The 18725-nt window shown below is 34.6% G+C and carries 19 protein-coding genes; 5 read left to right on the top strand and 14 right to left on the bottom strand.

Annotated elements, in window-relative coordinates; all coding sequences use genetic code 11:
• Together THENA_RS01305 and THENA_RS01300 are read right to left on the bottom strand one after the other, a co-directional pair.
• Positions 1–2292, bottom strand: a complete 2292-nt coding sequence (locus THENA_RS01305) for a glycosyltransferase family 4 protein (RefSeq protein ID WP_013755636.1) — start codon at positions 2290–2292, stop codon at positions 1–3.
• Entirely contained in the window at positions 2289–3242 is a 954-nt protein-coding gene (locus THENA_RS01300) for a glycoside hydrolase family 130 protein (RefSeq protein WP_013755635.1), read from the bottom strand. The genes THENA_RS01305 and THENA_RS01300 overlap by 4 nt, the downstream gene beginning before the upstream one ends.
• A 223-nt stretch (positions 3243–3465) precedes the next feature.
• On the opposite strand from THENA_RS01300, the gene THENA_RS09525 reads away from it, so the two are divergent.
• From THENA_RS09525 to THENA_RS01275, 5 genes are read left to right on the top strand one after another with little or no spacing between them, the layout of a single operon-like run.
• Positions 3466–4029, top strand: coding sequence for a TetR/AcrR family transcriptional regulator (locus tag THENA_RS09525; protein WP_013755634.1), 564 nt, complete (start codon positions 3466–3468; stop codon positions 4027–4029).
• Between the two features lie 21 nt (positions 4030–4050).
• Positions 4051–4875: an MqnA/MqnD/SBP family protein gene (locus THENA_RS01290; RefSeq protein ID WP_013755633.1), complete on the top strand. Its 825-nt coding sequence runs from the start codon at positions 4051–4053 to the stop codon at positions 4873–4875.
• Positions 4868–5875: a radical SAM protein gene (locus tag THENA_RS01285; protein ID WP_013755632.1), complete on the top strand. Its 1008-nt coding sequence runs from the start codon at positions 4868–4870 to the stop codon at positions 5873–5875. The genes THENA_RS01290 and THENA_RS01285 overlap by 8 nt, the downstream gene beginning before the upstream one ends.
• A 38-nt stretch (positions 5876–5913) precedes the next feature.
• Positions 5914–6657, top strand: a complete 744-nt coding sequence (locus THENA_RS01280) for an MqnA/MqnD/SBP family protein (protein ID WP_013755631.1) — start codon at positions 5914–5916, stop codon at positions 6655–6657.
• 19 nt (positions 6658–6676) lie between these two features.
• A complete protein-coding gene (locus THENA_RS01275) occupies positions 6677–7699 on the top strand; it encodes a CofH family radical SAM protein (protein ID WP_013755630.1) in 1023 nt (340 codons plus the stop codon).
• A 12-nt stretch (positions 7700–7711) separates the two neighbouring features.
• Here THENA_RS01275 and THENA_RS01270 read toward each other — a convergent pair whose 3' ends face one another.
• The 12 genes from THENA_RS01270 to THENA_RS01220 form a co-directional block, all read right to left on the bottom strand.
• Entirely contained in the window at positions 7712–8662 is a 951-nt protein-coding gene (locus tag THENA_RS01270; protein WP_013755629.1) for a glycoside hydrolase family 130 protein, read from the bottom strand.
• Between the two features lie 14 nt (positions 8663–8676).
• Entirely contained in the window at positions 8677–9684 is a 1008-nt protein-coding gene (locus tag THENA_RS01265; protein ID WP_013755628.1) for a glycosyltransferase family 4 protein, read from the bottom strand.
• A gap of 4 nt (positions 9685–9688) precedes the next feature.
• Positions 9689–10822, bottom strand: a complete 1134-nt coding sequence (locus THENA_RS01260; protein WP_013755627.1) for an SH3 domain-containing protein — start codon at positions 10820–10822, stop codon at positions 9689–9691.
• Positions 10823–10920: 98 nt separating this feature from the next.
• Entirely contained in the window at positions 10921–11532 is a 612-nt protein-coding gene (gene recR, locus THENA_RS01255) for a recombination mediator RecR (RefSeq protein ID WP_013755626.1), read from the bottom strand.
• Positions 11532–11810: a YbaB/EbfC family nucleoid-associated protein gene (locus THENA_RS01250; RefSeq protein ID WP_013755625.1), complete on the bottom strand. Its 279-nt coding sequence runs from the start codon at positions 11808–11810 to the stop codon at positions 11532–11534. The genes recR and THENA_RS01250 overlap by 1 nt, the downstream gene beginning before the upstream one ends.
• A gap of 53 nt (positions 11811–11863) precedes the next feature.
• A complete protein-coding gene (gene dnaX / locus THENA_RS09520) occupies positions 11864–13336 on the bottom strand; it encodes a DNA polymerase III subunit gamma/tau (RefSeq protein WP_052296033.1) in 1473 nt (490 codons plus the stop codon).
• 11 nt (positions 13337–13347) lie between these two features.
• Complete coding sequence (locus THENA_RS01240) at positions 13348–14265, bottom strand: selenium metabolism-associated LysR family transcriptional regulator (protein ID WP_013755623.1); 918 nt, start codon at positions 14263–14265, stop codon at positions 13348–13350.
• 68 nt (positions 14266–14333) lie between these two features.
• Positions 14334–15278, bottom strand: coding sequence for a ribose-phosphate diphosphokinase (locus THENA_RS01235; RefSeq protein WP_013755622.1), 945 nt, complete (start codon positions 15276–15278; stop codon positions 14334–14336).
• A 42-nt stretch (positions 15279–15320) separates the two neighbouring features.
• Positions 15321–16706: a bifunctional UDP-N-acetylglucosamine diphosphorylase/glucosamine-1-phosphate N-acetyltransferase GlmU gene (gene glmU / locus THENA_RS01230; RefSeq protein ID WP_013755621.1), complete on the bottom strand. Its 1386-nt coding sequence runs from the start codon at positions 16704–16706 to the stop codon at positions 15321–15323.
• A gap of 108 nt (positions 16707–16814) precedes the next feature.
• Positions 16815–17288: an HD-GYP domain-containing protein gene (locus tag THENA_RS01225; RefSeq protein ID WP_407635128.1), complete on the bottom strand. Its 474-nt coding sequence runs from the start codon at positions 17286–17288 to the stop codon at positions 16815–16817.
• Positions 17285–17455, bottom strand: coding sequence for a hypothetical protein (locus tag THENA_RS09885; RefSeq protein WP_154645292.1), 171 nt, complete (start codon positions 17453–17455; stop codon positions 17285–17287). The genes THENA_RS01225 and THENA_RS09885 overlap by 4 nt, the downstream gene beginning before the upstream one ends.
• Positions 17436–18665, bottom strand: a complete 1230-nt coding sequence (locus tag THENA_RS01220; RefSeq protein WP_013755620.1) for an HD-GYP domain-containing protein — start codon at positions 18663–18665, stop codon at positions 17436–17438. Before THENA_RS01220 ends, THENA_RS09885 begins: the two co-directional genes overlap by 20 nt.
• Positions 18666–18725: the final 60 nt, after the last annotated feature.

Below are 18725 nucleotides of genomic sequence, written 5' to 3'. Positions count from 1 at the left end.
TCAATCGCCTCTTTTAAATGTTAATTTGTATGAATGAAGCAACGTCATTAAATAAGATATTGTTGACTCTGCTCCCATATTTTTGTTAACTCCCTGAGGTTCTAGACCATCATAACAACCACCTGTTTCAACTCTTGCAACAGGACAAAAGGAGTCATTTTCTCCTAAAAACCATCTTAAGGCCTTCATAGCAGTATTGTAAAAATATTTGTCACCCGTTTGAAAGTATGCATCTATACACGCGCAGGAAATACTGCTTAATTCTATTGGTTGTTGATCAAATTGAGCCTTTTGAGACCCTCTCTCATACCATCCCCTGTTCCCAATAATGCTTAGGTATTGTGTCTCTGGATTTGTTTGGATTTCTATTAGCCACCTTAGGCTCCTAATACCAAGCTCAATCATTTCATCACTGCCTAGTTGTTGGCCAGCCCTAATTAAGGCTTGAGGCTGTCTTGCGTTGTCATAAGTAAGTATATCTTCAGGAAAAATCCAATCATCAGAAATATTGTTTTTGTAAAGTTCAAACAACTTCCCTGAAAGATTAATTAATATGTCTTTGATCTCTTTAGCTCCCGGATAAGTTCTAACAAACTTATCACAAGCAATAATAGAAAGGCTAATTCCTCTTACAGATGTAAAATTCTCAACTTGCTTAATGCCCTTTTCAAAAATAGTAGCACAAATAGGAATCAATTCTGGAACTGCTGGCCACTGTATTGCTGTAGCTAAAGCAAGAAGAGTTCTAGCATGCGCATCTTCACTAAATTCATCAATCCATGTTCTATCATATCTCAAAAAGTTTAAAAATCTGCCAGTTTTTTCATCAAATGCGTTGTGAATAAAAGATAAGAATCTATACAAGAGATATAGTATGCTCTGATCCTTGAAAAGTTCATAATATAAGAGAAGAGCCATAAAGGCTCTGGAATTGTCATCAACGCAGTAACCGTGATTTCTATTCGGCATATTGTATAAAGCGTGTTGCAATATACCTGTTTCATCAGTTAAGAATTTTAGATGTGTAAGGTGAACAGAAGGGAGTTTTGTTTGAAAAGATTCCTTTTCGATTAAGTCTCTTTTTGAAATATAAATAAAATTTTTTTCCTTAGAATAAGTTTTAATTGCTTCGTCAAAAAGCTCAATATATTCTCTTGAAACGTTCTTCCAAATCATCTTTCTGCCAAAATCATAAGCATTTTTTCTCAATCTATTTCTGTAAGGTATATCTGTTAAGAGCCTTCTAAGCGCCTGTGACAAAGCATCACTATCTCTAAACGGAACAAGGATGCCTCTTTCGTCTTGAAGCATTTCTTGAGCATACCAATATGGAGTAGAAATTATAGCTTTTCCAGCTGCAATTGCATAAGTTAAGGTTCCTGAAACTATCTGTTCTAAAGATAAATAAGGAGTTAGATATATGTCGGCCATAATCAAAAAGTTCATCAATTCTTCGAAGGATACGTACCTGTCAATAAAAATTACGTTATCAGCTATTCCTTCCTCATAAGCCATTTTTTGCAAGCTAATCCTATAGCTTTCGCCGTAGAGTCTTTTTACTTCTGGATGAGTTGCGCCAAGCACTACGTATACAGCGTTTGGATAATCTCTGTAGACTTTGCTTAACGCTTCAATGCCGTATTCTATTCCCTTGCTGGGACCTAAGAGCCCAAAAGTCAAAATAACTGTTTTTCCTTCAAGATTAAGAATATCTTTATAATACGAGGGATCCATAAAGGGGACATCAGGAGCGCCATGATAAATCATAGAAATCTTTTCGGATGAAATTCTATAAACCCTTTCTAATATTTCCTGAGCTTTTTGCGCACAAACAACAATTCTTGATGAAAGGTTACAGATCTCTTCTAAAATTTCTTTTTGACCTTCGATTGGCTTCTCTAACACCGTGTGAAGAGTTGTTACAACAGGTTTTTTCAGATTTTTTAAAAAATCAAGAACATAACTTCCGTGCTCACCGCCATATATACCAAATTCATGTTGAAGGCTTACAACATTAACGTTTGAAATGTTTATGAACTCCGCTGCTTTTATATAATCCGTTTTAAATTTTTCTCTAATATCGAAGAAGACTTCCTTCGGGTACGAATAAACGCCATTTGACATTGCGACGACTCTTACATATCTGTTTTCAAAAGCATCATCTGGATACCACCTGGCGACAGATTTAGCAATGTCATTGGTAAAAGTAGCAATCCCACACAGCCTTGGCACATACGTGCCCACAAAGGCTACATTAAAATCTGGAGATGCGCTCTTTGTAGTGCCCCTCATAACGAATAAAAAGTCCTTCCTATTTTTTGATCCTCTTTAATAAAGTCAAGTATATCGTCAATAGTAGAAAATGCCACACAGGTCGATGTATCAGCACCTCCATAATAAAGCATTATCTCCCTAGTATTCTCATCACATATAGCACCACATGGAAAACATACGCCAGGAACGTCTCCAATCAGTTCATATGGCGTTTCTGGAGCTAGTACCCATCTATTAGTCCTACAAATAAGCTTGGTAGGATCGTCTAAATCAAACAAAGCTAATCCAACCCTATAAAGAGATCCAGAAGCAGTAGTTCTAACTCCATGATATATTAAAAGCCACCCTTCAGGGGTCTCTATTGGTGGTGGTCCCATACCAACCCTAGTACAATCCCACCAACCCTCTCTTACTGGTATAATACAGGTATGATCACCATAGTGCTTTAGGTCAGGGGTAAAAGAAAGCCATATTTCAGCCCTTCCTCTTGCGTATGGTCTATGGATCAAAGCCCATCTGCCATTGAATCTTTTTGGATAAAAAGCACCATCTTTGTTATCCGGATAAAAAAGATTGCCGTGCCTACATATTCTTTCAAAATCTCTAGTAGTAACTAAAGAAAGTTGTGGACCACCTGGCGCAAACGAAACATAAGTCAGATAATATTGATCGAATTCTTCCATGTAAGTTATCCTGGGATCTTCTAGCCCCCAGAACTGTTCTCCCATCTGGGGTTCATGAATCATAAAAGGTTTATCGTCAATTTTCCAGTTGTTAATGCCGTCCTCGCTAAAGGCTCTTATGAGATAAGAAAATCCTCTTTGCTCCTCTACTCTCAAAACAAGAATAACTTTGTTCTCAAACTTTGCAGCTGCAGGATTAAAAACGGTGTGAGCTTCGCAGGAAACATCCTCTGCTGTAATAATAGGATTTCCTTCATATCTTTTAAAGAGAGCATGAGTACCCATAATTCACCCCGACTTATTGTTTAATATTATCAAAATTAATTAATTTTATCATATATACTAAATATATAGCTAATTTTATACAAAATAAACTTTTAAATTTTAAAATGGAAAATCCTTTAAAAAACGCATCGGTTCTTCTTGAGTTTTGAATTGTGAGTTATTTCAATATCTATAGACCGACTAGTCGGTTTACAAATATTTCAAAAACTGTTATTATATCAACATGAGAACTAAAAAAACTTCTGTTATAAAAAATAGAATACTAAAAAGCGCTTTAAGACTTTTTTCAAACAAAGGATATCATTATACAAACGTTGATGAGATTGTAGAAGACTCAAATACCTCTAAAGGAGCATTTTACTTCTATTTCCCGGGAAAAAAAGACCTGGTAATAAAACTAGTTGAAGAGTTAAGCGATCAACTTATCAAAAAAATTGAAACCAAAGCCAAAGGTGATACTTTTGAAGAAATTTTTAGATCGTCTTTAAAAGAGGGTTTTAGAATACTAGACAAGTATCGTGAATTAACAAAATTCATCTTCATTGAAGCCTTTAGTCTTGGTCCTCAGTTTGAAGAGCAAAGATTTTCTGTGAGAAAAAAGTTAGAAAAGCTATTTTGCAATATGCTTTCTGATCAAAGATTTGAAGAAATTGAAAAGTATATTGTTGTAACAATTATCGTTGGTGCAATAACAGAGTTTGTAATCGATTCTATTACATCCGACAAATCACTTGCCGAAATATCAGATCTTTTTATTGAAAAATTGTTGAAAATAGTAAAAAAATAATTAATTTTTAGGAGGTTTTCGATGAAATTAACAGTTGCACACAGCCCAGATCCTGATGATGCATTTATGTTTTATGCATTAACACACGGGAAAATCAAATCAAAATACGAAATTGAAGAAACACTGTCAGATATAGAGACCCTTAACAAGGAGGCTATGAATGGACGTTATCACATTAGTGCGATTTCTTATCATGCTTTGCCATACGTTATAGACAAGTACGATCTCATGAGCGTAGGCTCAAGTGTAGGCGACAAATATGGTCCAATACTTATCTCAAAAAAAAGTCTCACAAATCTTGAAGACAAAGTAATTGCCCTTCCAGGAGAGTTAACCACTGCAACTTTAGTCTTTCGCATATATTCACAAGGTCACAAGGAAGTGTTCGTGCCTTTTGATCAAATAATGGAAAAGGTTATTAACTCAGAAGTGGATGCAGGTTTATTAATTCATGAAGGGCAGCTTTCTTATAGAAACATGGGATTAAAAAAGATAGTAGATCTTGGAGAGTGGTGGTATGAAAGGTATAACTTACCCCTTCCTTTAGGTGGAAATATTGTACACAAAAGCTTAAAAAACGAAAGAACTTCAATAAATAATCTATTAAGAGAATCCATAAAGTGGGGCAAAGCACATCCTCAAGAGGCACTCAATCATGCAATGAAATTTGGCAGAGATCTTAATTTTGAAATGAACGAAAAATTTGTAAACATGTACGTAAACGATTACACTATTAAATTTCAAGAAAGTTTGTATAACTCTCTAAATATATTGTACAAGGTTGCATTTGAAAAATCTTTGATTCCCTCTATCCCCAGCATACCAGAGGAGATATTAAATGAATAGAGCAGACTTAAAATACTTAATAGACAATCCAATCGATTTGTTCAACGAAGCCAACAAAAAGAAAAATTCTTTGTATGGCAAAAACGTCTTCTTCGCAAAGAATATTCATCTAAATCTCACTAATATTTGCGTAGAAAGATGTGGGTTTTGCCCTTTTGCTAGAAATAAAAACGATCTTGATGCATATAAGCTGACGCCAGATCTAGTTGTCTCTAAATTACAAAATCTAACATGGTTAAGTGAGGTCCACATTACATCAGGTCTTAATCCTGATTTGAAGTGGAATGAAGTACTTAAAATCTTAGATTCAATTAAAAATACGCTTCCAAAAGTCACAATAAAATCTCTTACAGCAGTAGAAGTTGAATTCTACGCCAAAGAAGAGAACAAACCAATAGAAGGTATAATTGAAGACCTTTTAAATCACGGCAGCGTATCCCTTACAGGCGGAGGAGCAGAAATACTAAAAGACTCTATGAGATCAAAGCTTCTAACAAAGAAGACATCTCCGAAAATGTGGCTCAAAATTCATGAGATTGCTCACAAAATGGGATTAAAATCGAATGCTACTATTTTGTATGGTCACTTTGAAACTTTTGATGACATATTAGACCACCTGAGTCTTCTAGAAGAACTACAACAGAAAACAGGAGGTTTCCAGGCTTTTATCCCTTTGAAATTTCAACCTTTAAATACAAAATTTAGACACATAAAACCAGCAACAAGCATTAAAACTCTTAAAACCATTGCAATTTCGCGCTTAGTTTTATCAATTCCTCACATAAAAGCGTATTGGCCATCAATAGGACAAGATTGTGCTCTTATGGCACTCTGGGCAGGAGCAGATGACCTCGAAGGCACTTTAGTGGATGAAAAGATTATGCATGAAGGTGGTTCTCCAGAACCAGGAGGCCTATCAGCTGAAAGCTTAAAGAATATGATAACGGATATTGGTCTTGTTCCTTTCGAAAGAAATTCTCTTTACGAGAAAATAGGATAAAAATTGTTTGTTCATTTTAGAAAGATTTAGGAGAAAAAATGACAACTAACAAGAATTTTTTAAGATTTGGTTTGATAAAGTTTTACAATTTTTTGCCAGTAAAGCTGGGATTCGAAAAAATTGGTTATAAATTTTTCTTGTCGGATCCTGCAACCCTAAACAATATGTTGTTAAACAATGAGTTAGATGTTGCAACAATATCCTCAGTTACGTGGATCAATAACCAAGACCTACTTAAGCCAATCTTGCCATTTGGGCTCTCTTGTTTTGGACCAGTTCTTAGTACTTTTCTTGTGTCAAACGAACCCATTGAAAAGCTTGACAAAAAGGTAATAAGGCTATCATGCACATCAAACACTATTAACAACATAGTAGTATGTATACTTAGAAAGTTTTACAAAATCGATCCTATATTTTCTAAGGATTCAAATGACTTTTGTGCACAGGTTATTATTGGAGACGATGCCCTAAACTTTATAGAAAACAAAAATAATAATTTTATCTACGACGTCTCAGAACTTTGGAGACAATACACAAATTTGCCCACTGTTTTTTCACTTCTTGCCGCAAGAAGAGATATTAAAAACGACCTTTTATTAGACTTTATTAAAACATATTCGCTTGCCCTAAAATTCGCTGAGATAGAGAAAAATAATTTAGACTGGAAATATAAAAAAATATCTTCAAAGGAATATTATTCAAATCTATCATATATCCTTGATACTAATGACCTGAAAGGACTGTTTGAATTAGAAAAAATAATAAAAAGCTTAGATTACTAGTATATTTTGAGGGGTGTACATGATAAAAAACAGGATAAGCATATCACAGGCAAAAAAGCTTTTTGATCTGCCATTATTTGAACTTGCAAAATTGGCTGACAAAACAAGGGCTGAATTCGGTCACAGAAAAGTAACCTATATCATAGACAGAAACATAAATTATAGCAACGTCTGTACCTCAAACTGCAAATTTTGTTATTTTAGCGTACCTGTAGGAAGTAAAAATTCTATTAGGCTCTCTAAAGAAGAAATTTATAAACGAGTAGATGAAGCTGTAGAGCTCAAAGCAACACAAATTATGCTTCAAGGTGGCCTAGATCCTGAATTTAGACTTAAAGATATAATAGAAATTTTCAAACATATTAAGAAAAAATATCCTGATTTAGTGCTTCACTCACTATCAGCTGCAGAAATAGATCACTTTTCGAAAATTGAGCGTATCTCTTACAAGGATGTAATAGAAAAATTAAAAGATGCTGGACTTCAAGGGCTTCCCGGTGCAGGAGCAGAGATATTGGTAGACAAAATTAGACAAGAAATTAGTCCAAAAAAGATCTCATCTTCTACGTGGTTACATATTCATAGAATCGCTCACTATTCAGGTCTAATGAGTACTGCTACCATGGTAATAGGCTTCGGCGAGACGATCGACGATAGACTGCAACATCTTAAAAAGGTAAGAGATCTCCAAGATGAAACTGGCGGATTTATAGCATTTATCCCCTGGATCTTTAAATCAAAAAACAAAACAAAATGGGAAAACAAAATTGATTACCTTAAAACCGTAGCTCTATCAAGAATATTTTTTGACAATATACCAAACATAGGTGCGTCGTGGCTTACAGTAGGAAAAGACGTAGCGCCAGTTGCCCTACTTTGCGGAGCAAACGATTTAGGGTCAGTGATGCTTGAAGAAAACGTTGTTGCAAGTGCAATAGGACAAAGTCATAGGCCTCAAAGTACAGAAGAACTCGAAAATCTTATAAAATCAGCTGGTTTTGAGAGTGCCCAAAGAGATGCCTTTTACAACATAATAAAATAAGAAAATAGATTACTATAAAGGTTTTCTTTTATTTTTAAGACATTTTTCTACGAGTTCATCTACTTTTGCTATCCCGGTACAAATGACGCTATCAGCAGCGCCCCACCACAGTCTTATAAAATCACCTTCCTTCAAGGCAGCTGAACAAAAAACAACGTTCGGAACGTAGCCAACTCTTTCCCACTGGTCTTCTGGTTCAAGAATCCATTCGTCAGATATGCCCAAAATTTTACTTGGATCTTTTAAATCATGTAAAACTACGCCCAATCTATAAACAGAACCGCTCATAATCATATAAACCCCGTGTATAATACTTAACCAACCATCCTTTGTTTTAATAGGAGGAGCCCCGGGGCCAACTTTTAGTTCGTCCCAGTGATATGACTTTGGTTTTATCAAAATTTCCGATCTGCCCCAGTGTATTAAATCTTTTGAATAAGAAATCCAGATGGACCAGGGAATTATATCTGAGTGAGGTCTATCTAATCTAACATAGTCAGATCCAAATTTTTCTGGGAAAATTACTATATTTCTATGATCCGCACTTGTAATCAAAGCAATTCTTTCAACTTTCTTAAAGTCAGTCGTCTTTGCAAGGCCAATTCTTACTCCATATTCAGAATAAGCACTATAAGTAATAAGGTATTCGTCGCCAATTCTAGTAATTCGTGGGTCTTCTATACCAGCACTTTCATACCTGCCAAAATATCCATCGCTTTCAGGCACCATAAACGGTTCTTTTTCAACTTCAAAGTTAAATCCATCTTCAGAAATAGCCTTCCCTAAAATTGACCTGCCATTAAGCTTAGCTGCTCTAAATACTAATATATATTTATTTTGATAGGTGGTAATAGCTGGGTTGTAAACCGTTGAAACATCATAAGGAACATCATATTTAGTAAGAATAGGATTAAATATGTATCTTTTTACTATCCCAGAACCTTTATATAAATTCAAATTCATCGCATAACTCCTCCTTAATTACTATTCAATATCCTCTTATAAACTTCAATATATTCACTTACCATTCTTTGAGAAGTAAACCTTTTTTCCACATACTTTCTACAGTCGCTTCTCTTGATATTATAAATAAGCCCAAATTTCTCAACTGCCTCTTCGAAAGAATTAACCAATATACCAACAGACTCATCAACTATCTCCCTCATGCTACCTCTGTTATAAGCCAAAACAGGTGTTCCACAAGCTAAAGATTCTATTACGCTCAAACCGAATGGTTCATTAAAGTATATTGGATGAAGAAGACAGATAGCATTTGAAAGCATCTCTCCTCTTTTTTCAGGACCAACGCTGCCTAAATATTTTATATCTTCCGATAGATAAGGCTTTACTTTTTCCTTAAAATAGATCTCATCTTGTATAGGACCAGCCAAAAAAAGTCTCATTTTAAAAAACTTTGCTATTTTAATGGCATCGTGAGCGCCTTTGTCAGGATGCATTCTGCCAAAAAATAAAAGATAATCCTTTGGATCCGGGTTAAATGGAAAATTGTTAATATCAATTCCGTGATAAATTGTAGAGATATAATCAAGGTCAGGATGTCTATCCGAGTTTGAGATAGAAACATAACTTACGTGTTTGTTGTACTTTTTGTAAATAGGCAATATTTTTTCAGATGAAAAGCCATGTATAGTGGTAACCATTGGCGTCTTTATAAGTTTCGAATAGCAAAGTGGCATAAAGTCAAATTGATTGTGTATTATATCAAATTCGTCTGCCCTCTCAAAAACATTAGAAATATGAAGATATTCCAAAACCTTTGGATCAGCCTCTTTATCTTCCTCGTAACCCGTTGGCACTACAGAAACAAGTTTTGCAGAGGTAATAGAATCGGCAGTTGCAAACAAGGTTACATCCAAACCCTCTTTTACAAGGCCTTCTGTTAGCAGCGAGGTAACCTGTTCCCAGGGTCCATAATGTCTTGGAGGAGTTCTCCAGGCGATTGGCGCAATCATAGCAACTTTCATATCATCACCTCGTAAAGAAAGAACTTATCCATCCTTCTTTTTTATTATAGATTACCTTATACCACTCTTCTGTATCAACTTTTTGGAGATACTCTCTCTGAAGTCTCACAAGACCAATAGAATCACTATTTTTATACAACAATGTAAAAATGTCTCCAGAAAAATCATAAAGCCTCAATAACTGGCCTTTTTTAAGGTTTATAAAAACTCCATCAGTATATAAACTAAGGTCCTCCTTCAGCATATAAAGCTTTGAATTGTGACTTACAGCCCTTTCAATAACTTCCACCTTTGATCCGTTGTCAATTGTCCCAACCACCACAGATTCATCAGGACTTGAGTACATCGTGACTGGATTCCCAATTACTATTTTTGTAGCTTTATAAATTGATTTAGCCTCTATATTAGCTTGATTAGAGCTTTTGCTTTCTGGAACTTGTGCGTAAACTGTCAAGGTTTTCGAAAAAATATCTCTACCATTAAATTGAGAACGGGCAACAATTTTATATATGCCTGGATTTGGAGGAAACCACTGATAGTAGACATCTTTTGAATTACTTTTTTGATAAACTATACTTCCATCCACTAAAATATCAATCTCTTTTGGATTGAAATTAGACTCCACTTCAAGATATAAACCATTTTCGATATCTTTGAGTTCTATTGAATCGCCCTGAGGATAAATAATGCTAATATAAGGTTCACTATAAAAGATTTTGGATGGATTATTGTAAAGCTTACTTGTAAAAACAAAAAATGCAAACAAAGTCGATAAAATAAGAAGTATAATTGGAACTTTCGGTAGAATTAAAGAAAGATATTGCTTTGAAAAAACGTTTTTGTTTGATATATTTTCAGGACTTTCGCATTTTGTATATTTTGCTAATTGGTGAAGCTTTAGGAAGATTTTTTCATCGGAAATAGCCCGAAATGAAGTATTATCGTTTAGAAAAACTACAAATTCTATTAGTTTTTCTCTTGAAAAAAGATGTTTTCTGAAATTTCTTATGCACTCTATATGATCTATGTTGCCTTTTAGATAAATTATTTTACCTACATTTTCCTGAGGCACAAGGATTAGATTTTCTCCTAAAGACAAAAGATAATCTTTGTATTCTTCACTAATAATCTTAAACATATCTAAAATGAAATTTAAAAGATTTAGAATTATAGGATAAAAACCTTTTGAAACTTTGAAGAGTTAGAAGCATTTAACTTATCCTAAGCATTAAGGCGCTATATTTTTTGTCTATGCAATATTGCTTGTGAAATGGTAAACTCGTCTGTGTTGCCAAGGTTATCACCCATAGAAAGCCCTACCGCAAGACGGGTTAATTGTGGTATATAACCTAACTGATCTCTTTGGCTTGAGAGCCTTTCTTTTATATATAAGGAAGTAGTTTGTCCTTCCATACTGAAGTCGAACGCTATAACAATTTCTTTAGGTTTTTTTGCACGAATCAAACTGAAGAGTTCTGTCATACCAGCTTTCTCTGGGTCAATACCTTCCAGCGGTACAATCAGGCTGTTTAAAACAAAATACCTGCCAGAATAAGATTTAGTTGATTCTATCTTCCACAGATCTCTCACGTCCGAAACAACACATAAGATTTCGTTATTTCTAGATGGATCCGAGCATATTTCACATGGATCAGTCTCAGACAAAGCGTTACACTGAGAACATTTTTTTATATTTTTTAAATTTTGCAGCGCTTCAATAAGAGAAAGATTTTTTTCTTCGCCTCTCTGAGAAATAAAGAAAGCTAACCTCAAAGCCAACTTTGGCCCAATCCCCGGAAGAAGGGATAATTCATGAGACAAATCGCTCAAGGGCTTGGGGTACTTCATTAAAATAGGCCTGGAAGTCCCATTTTTTGCATCTTTTTCATGCCAGCTTCCTTTACTTCTTCAAGAGCATTATTAACAGCTACCATTACAAGATCAGCCAAAGTTTGTAAATCTTCATCTTTGAGGGAAGGATCAAGAGTTATAGACTTTATCTTTTGATCACCTGTAGCAACTACCTTTACAAGATCTCCGCCAGCTTTGGCTTCAACTTCTAAAGAGGCAAGTTCTGCTTGAAACTTTTCTAACATTTGTTGGGCCTTTTTCATTCCAGGAATCATAATATAACCTCCTAAAATTATTTGATTTAAAAACTTAATTATTTTGTTTAAGTTTAGTCGTTTTTTATCTCTTTTGCATTAAAGTGTTGTAAAATATCTGGAAACGTTAAAGTAGAAGATTTAGCCTTAGAATCCTTCTTAGTTTCTTTCTCGATAAATTCGCTTGCAACATCTACATCAACGCCTAATTCTTTTGAAAGCATAATCTTTATCATTTCTCTTTCTTCTTTATTGGAGTCAAACTGCTCTTTGTGCCACCTCGATTCTTTTTTAGAAAAGCCAAAAGTAACTTTATTGTTTTCGAATTTTATGGGCTTAGCCGCAACGTATTTTGCATGCAAAAGTGGATTAGTACTTTTTATTTGTTCGAGAACTTTTAAATATGCTTTATTAATTTGCTCAATACTAAGATCTACTCTCTTTTGTTCTATAGAACTCTCAGGAGTTAATAATTTTATATCCTTATTTATAACCTCTTTTATATCTTCTGTCTTTTCTAAAATTCTATTATCACTTTCGTCGCTTACTCTCATGTTGCTATTTAAAAGTGAAAATATAGCATAAACTTCCAATTCGAATCTCATAAACGGGTTAGGATCGTACCTTAAATCACCTTTTGCCTCAATAAGCCTGTCAATAAATTTTAGAGGCCTCGTATCAGTATTAATCTTTGACAATACAAAATATATCCAAGAATCAACAATTGCAAGCGGACTAAAGCTTGACGTCCTCAAAGAATCCATAAGGTTAACAAGATTGTCAAGATCTCCCTTGTAAATAAATTGCATCATATTTGAAATGATCTCGTCATCTGGTATGCCTAAAACTAAATAAATGTCCCTTGTTGATAGGTTCTTCTTTTCAAAAAGCATAAAAATTTGTTGTAAAAAGGAAAGAGAATCTCTAACAGAACCTTCTGATCTCCTTGCAATAGCTAAGAGTAGATTTTTTTCAAGCTTGTACCCTTCAAGATTAGCTATCTTGTCAAGATATGATGCTAAAAGTTCTGGGTTTATGGGAGAAAAATCTAACCTTAATACCCTCGAAAGAATAGTCTTTGGCACTTTGTGTGGTTCAGTTGTTGCAAAGATAAATATTGAAAAAGGAGGAGGTTCTTCAATTATTTTAAGTAGGGCATCAAAAGCTGAAGGGCTTAAACGATGTACCTCATCTATTACAAATATCCTATACTTTGAAGACATGGGAGCAATTAATGCCATTTCCCTTAAAGATCTTGCATCATCTACGCTACTGTGGGTTGCAGCATCTATTTCCACATAATCGAGAGAGCCCTCAAGAAATTTTTTACAAGATTCACAATTAAGACATGGTTTTTTGCCTTCTGAAGTACAGTTAAGTGCTTTTGCAAATATTCTTGCAGCTGTAGTTTTCCCCGTGCCTCTCATACCAGCAAAAAGATAAACGTGAGGAGGGTCGTCAAGCTTTGATGCATTTTCGAGAACAGTTTTTACAACGTCCTGGCCAATCATATCGTCAAACGTTATTGGCCTGTATTTTCTATACAATACCTCCATACTTATTTGTCTGCAGGGGAAAAAGGCGTTTCAATAGGTGTAGGTTTGTTTAGAAATCTTAAAATTCTCTCAGCATATGGCGACAAATCTTCATTCTCTCTCCTGATTATAAAAAGCTCTCTCATTACGTTAAAACCTCTTACCCTTACAATTCTTAAAAGACCAAGTGCCAGTTCCTTACCAATTGTGCACTTTGAAACAAAAGATACTCCCAAGCCTGCAGCAACTGCATGTTTGATTGCCTCCGTGTTTCCCAGAACCATATTAATATTAAGATCAGACACAGAAAGACTCTTTTCCATTAAAGCACCTTCGAGAACCATTCTAGTACCTGATCCCTCTTCTCTTAAGATTAGTGGCTCAATCATAAGATCCGATAATTCAATAACGTCTGGCCACGGATGATGGGCAGGAACAATTAAAACAAGCTCGTCGTCTCTAAATTTCTCTCTTTTTACATAAGAGCTTTTGACAAACCCTTCTATTAAGCCAAAATCTATGTCCTTCCTTAACAAGGCTTCTTCTATTCCTTCAGTATTCTCTACTCTTATAGAAATTATCGTTTGAGGATATTTGGATCTGTATATTGCAATCAATGGGGGCAAAATATATATGCCTATTGTTGTACTAGCGCCCACCACTAACTTACCTGTTTTTGCAGCGCCCACCTGTTCTATTGCCTTTTTGGACTCCTCCATAGCTTCGATAATCTTCTTTGCGTATGGCAAAAGCGCATCTCCTGCATCAGTAAGCTCTACTTTTCTTCCTGTCCTTTTGAATAACTTTGCCCCAAAAAAATCCTCTAATGCTTGAATCTGAAATGAAACAGCAGGTTGTGTCAAATAAAGTTCCTTTGCAGCCTGAGTAAAGCTTTCTCTTTCAGCCGCTACCAAAAAAACCTTGAATTGTCTTAAATACAAGGTATCCTCCTTTTAACTAAATATTATCTTAAATTTTCTAATTAGATTAAATTTAATTAGAAAACTTATTATCTAAAAAGCTCACTAACTGACTCTGATAAAGCAATACGTTTGATAGATTCTGCAATAAGCCTTGCAACAGAAATAATCTTAATCTTGGGCCCATAAAATTCCTCTGGATGATAAATAGTATTTGTAACTATAAAATGCGAAAAATCAGATTTTGTAAGCCTTTCTACAGCAGGTCCAGACAAAATACCATGTGTTGCAACTCCTAATACTTCTTTCGCTCCATTTTTCTTCAATATGTGAGCTGCCTCAACCATAGTTCCTCCGGTATCAACTATATCGTCAATTACAACGCATCTCTTCCCTACCACATCGCCAATTATATTAACCGCTTCTGCCTGATTTGGGAGAGGTCTTCTTTTGTCTACGACTGCAAGTGGGACTCCCATTCTTTCAGCAAGAAGTCTTGCTCTCCCAACTCCTCCTATATCTGGAGATACAATTACCAGGTTATCTAGTTCAAAATTCGATCTGAGATAGTTATCAAATACTGGTATAGCAGTAAGATGATCAACTAATATATCAAAAAAACCTTGAATCTGACCAGTATGAAAATCTATGCCAATAACTCTGTCAACGCCAGCACGCTCAATAAGGTTTGCAACTAATTTTGCAGAAATTGGTTCTCTGCCTCTCACTTTTCTATCCTGTCTTGCATAGCAAAAATATGGGATAATAACATTTATAGAAGACACAGATGCCCTTTTAAAGGCGTCAACCATTATCAAAAGTTCCATAAGTCTTTCATTTACTGGACTAGAAGTGGATTGTATAAGGAATATATCTTTCCCTCTGACTGATTCTTCGACCCTCACATAAATTTCTCCGTCGCTAAAACGCGTTATATTTACAGCCCCAAGATTTCTTCCAAGAAAGCTTGAGACTTCTTTACTCAAAGCTATATTCGAAGAGCCAGAAAATATAGCATATGAAGAGTTGTCCACTAAAATATACTCCTTCCTTTAGCTAAGTTAAAAACTTCGTGTTTAATCATCTTTCTTTTTGGCTTTTGTACTTCTAAAAATCTTTACCCATCCAGCTTTGTTCACCTGAGAAGCTCTGCCAATGCCTAATGAATCCTCTGGTACATCTCTGGTAATAACCGAACCAGCCGCAACCATTGACCCTTTCGAAAGTTTAACTGGGGCAACCAATATTGAGTCACTTCCCACAAACACGTCATCTTCAATAGTAGTCCTATGCTTATCAAAACCATCATAATTGCACGTAATTGTTCCAGCCCCAACGTTAACGTTTGATCCTACACTGGTATCTCCAAGGTAAGACAGGTGTGATACCTTAGAATTGTTTCTGATCTCTGTTTTTTTTAGTTCTACAAAATTTCCTATTCTGATATTGTCATGAACAACAGTTTCTTCTCTTATATGGGAAAAAGGACCAATATTTACACTATTTCCTATTGTAGAATTTCTTATAACGCTATATATAACGTTGCAATTATCGCCTATAGTTGAGTTCTCTACATTTGAAAAAGGCCCTATCGTTGAGGAACCAATTTTGCTTTTACCATATATAACTGAAGCAGGCATAATTTTTGCACCAGAACTTATACAAACTTCAGGTCCAATCCACGTTGAATTTATATCAAATATCTGAACACCATTATCTAAATGAACGTCAATTATGGTTCTTTTTGCTTCATTTTGTGCCTCTAAAAGATCCTTTTGCGAGTTAACTCCCAATACCTCTTTTTGATCGAAGATTTCCATTGTGCCGATTTTATATCCCATTTTCAAAGCAAGTTCCAATAAATCTGTAAGATAATATTCCCCCTGTGCATTGTTATTTTCGATATTATAAAGCAGTTTTAATAAAGCAATCTTTATAAGATATATGCCAACATTTACCTCTTTTATATTCAATTCATCGCTTTTCGCATCCTTTTCCTCAACTATTCTCAAAAAGTTGTTGTCTTTATCTCTAAGTATTCTTCCATAACCTTTAGGATCATCAACTTTACAAGTAATAAAGGTAATATCATTATTTTGTTCAGACATTTTACACAAATTTTTTATGGTTTCTTGTTTTATCAATGGCATATCGCCAGGCATGACGAGAAAATAATCCTCTTCAGAAAATGACTTTAAACTCTTATATGCACAAAGAAGCGCATGCGCAGTTCCCAGCGGTTCACTTTGAACTACGTAGTTTATCTTTTCACCAGCAAAATACTGAGAAATAAGATCTTTATTTTTCCCGACTACAACAATAGGCTCATTATCTATCAACCCTCGAAAAGACCTTAAAACCCACCACAACATTGGCTTATCTAAAACACAGTGCATTACCTTTGGGAAAACAGATTTCATCCTCTTCCCTACACCAGCACACAATATAACTGGATAAATCATTTTGTTATATGTCAAATTTATCACCTTATATATTATTTTTATAAGTCATAAGTATATCTTATACATTACATTGAATTATATCATTTTTAATATAAAAAAGATCTAGTATTACATAAAATCAGGCTTAACAAACCTTTTAAGCTCACCCTTAGAATTAATTTGTCCTATTATAGTCAGCGAAAGCTCTTTAACGAGATCTATTTCTTCAATTTGATTAGGAGCGAATTTTACAATTTTACCATCCTTTAAAAGTCCATAAGTTTTAACCACAGGTCTTAAAACAAAATTGGGCTCAACGCTTTTCACCGCACAAACAATATCATTTGACAAAAGAACTAGCGTTCCAGGTGGATATGGCATCACTTTTTTAACAAACGCCTTAACAATTTCCTGGTCAAACATCAAACCTGAGTTTCCCATAATTAGCTCCAAAGCTTCACTCGGCAAATATCCCTCTCCCCTAAAAGGCTGAGTAAGATAATCAAAAAAACTAACTATGCTGATTATTTGAGCATAGTCATTTGAAAGCTTGATTGCATTGGGAAAGCCAGTTTTGTCAAGCCTTTCATGGTGTTGTGCTATTGCGTTAGAAACTTTGGAATCTTTTTGACGCCTAACTTTTTTAACCTTTCTAGCATTTTATCTGTGATAAATACCCCTTTACTGATAAGCATTCTGCCAAACCCATCAAAGATAGGAAATTGCAGTTCACTGCCAGAAGGTATTTCGTCAATATCTATTTTTATCAACTAGCTTCGCACTCCTTTTGAATCTTATTATCTTTTTCTTTAAGATCTTTTTAGGAAATTCTTCAGTTTTATCATTCTCTTCTTCAAAATCTTTTAAGATATTTGAAATATTTGAACTCTCGTAATCAATAATTTTACCTGAACTGTCAACCTGGCCTACAATAGTAAGATTCAAATGATCTTTAAGATCTATTATTTTTGGTTCATCAACATATTTCACCTGATTATTTTCAAGATAAGCATAAGTTTTCAAAACTGGCCTTAAAGGCAGATTATTATTACAATCCTTTACCACACATATTTGATTGTCGGATAACAAAACTAGAGTTCCAGGTGGATATGGAACTACCTTCTTCAAAAAAGTTTTTAAAACATCTTTGTCAAAAGCGCTACTGCTTAAGGCCATAATAAATTCTATTGCTTCATTGGGTAAATACGGTTTTCTATTAGGTAAAGGCGAGGTAAGTATATCATATACGTCAACAACCGAAACTATTTTTGCATAAATAGTTATATCCTTTTCAGTTAGACCACGTGGATAACCTTTACCGTCAAGTCTTTCGTGGTGTTGATAAATTGATTGATTAACAACAAAAGGAAACCCGGCTCTATTGCACAAATCTCTTCCAAGCTTTGGGTGTTCCTTAACCTTATAATCTGGATTATCTGTAATATAACTACCATTTAAAATGCTTTCATCATCAATTAACGCTAACCCAACGTCATGCAAGTATGCAATAATCATAAGAGTTCTTAATCTTAAATCGTTTAACCCCAATGCAGTACCCAATATACCTGAATAAATACAAACTCTTGTAAGATGATCAAACAAAAATTCCTTGTTAGTCCTAAGGTCATCGACCACTATTCCTGTCTTACTTTTTGCAAGCATATCGTTCATAACATAGTCTATAGCATTTATAATTCTCTCTGGGTTTATCATAGCGGTTTTTCTTGCGGCTTTGATTATCTCATTAGCCTCTTTTTTCATAAACATTTCGACCTTTCTGGATATCGCTTCAAGAGGAGTTATATCTTCATATCCAGGAACAATAATAGGAATAAATTGCAACCCCAATTCTTTGAGGTGTTTGATCATACGTGAATCCAAAGGTATACCTTCACCTATAAGGAGCCTTCCCTTTGAATCTAATACTGGAGAACTCAATTTTTGACCATCTTTAAGTCTGTTTATATCAATTCTGATCAAATTATTCCACCTACTAATAAGTTTTTAATTAATTCTAACTATTTTTTAACCAAAAAAAAA

The sequence above is a fragment of the Thermodesulfobium narugense DSM 14796 genome (assembly GCF_000212395.1).
Classification (GTDB): Bacteria; Thermodesulfobiota; Thermodesulfobiia; order Thermodesulfobiales; family Thermodesulfobiaceae; genus Thermodesulfobium; species Thermodesulfobium narugense.
This window is presented reverse-complemented; position numbering and strand designations above follow the sequence as displayed.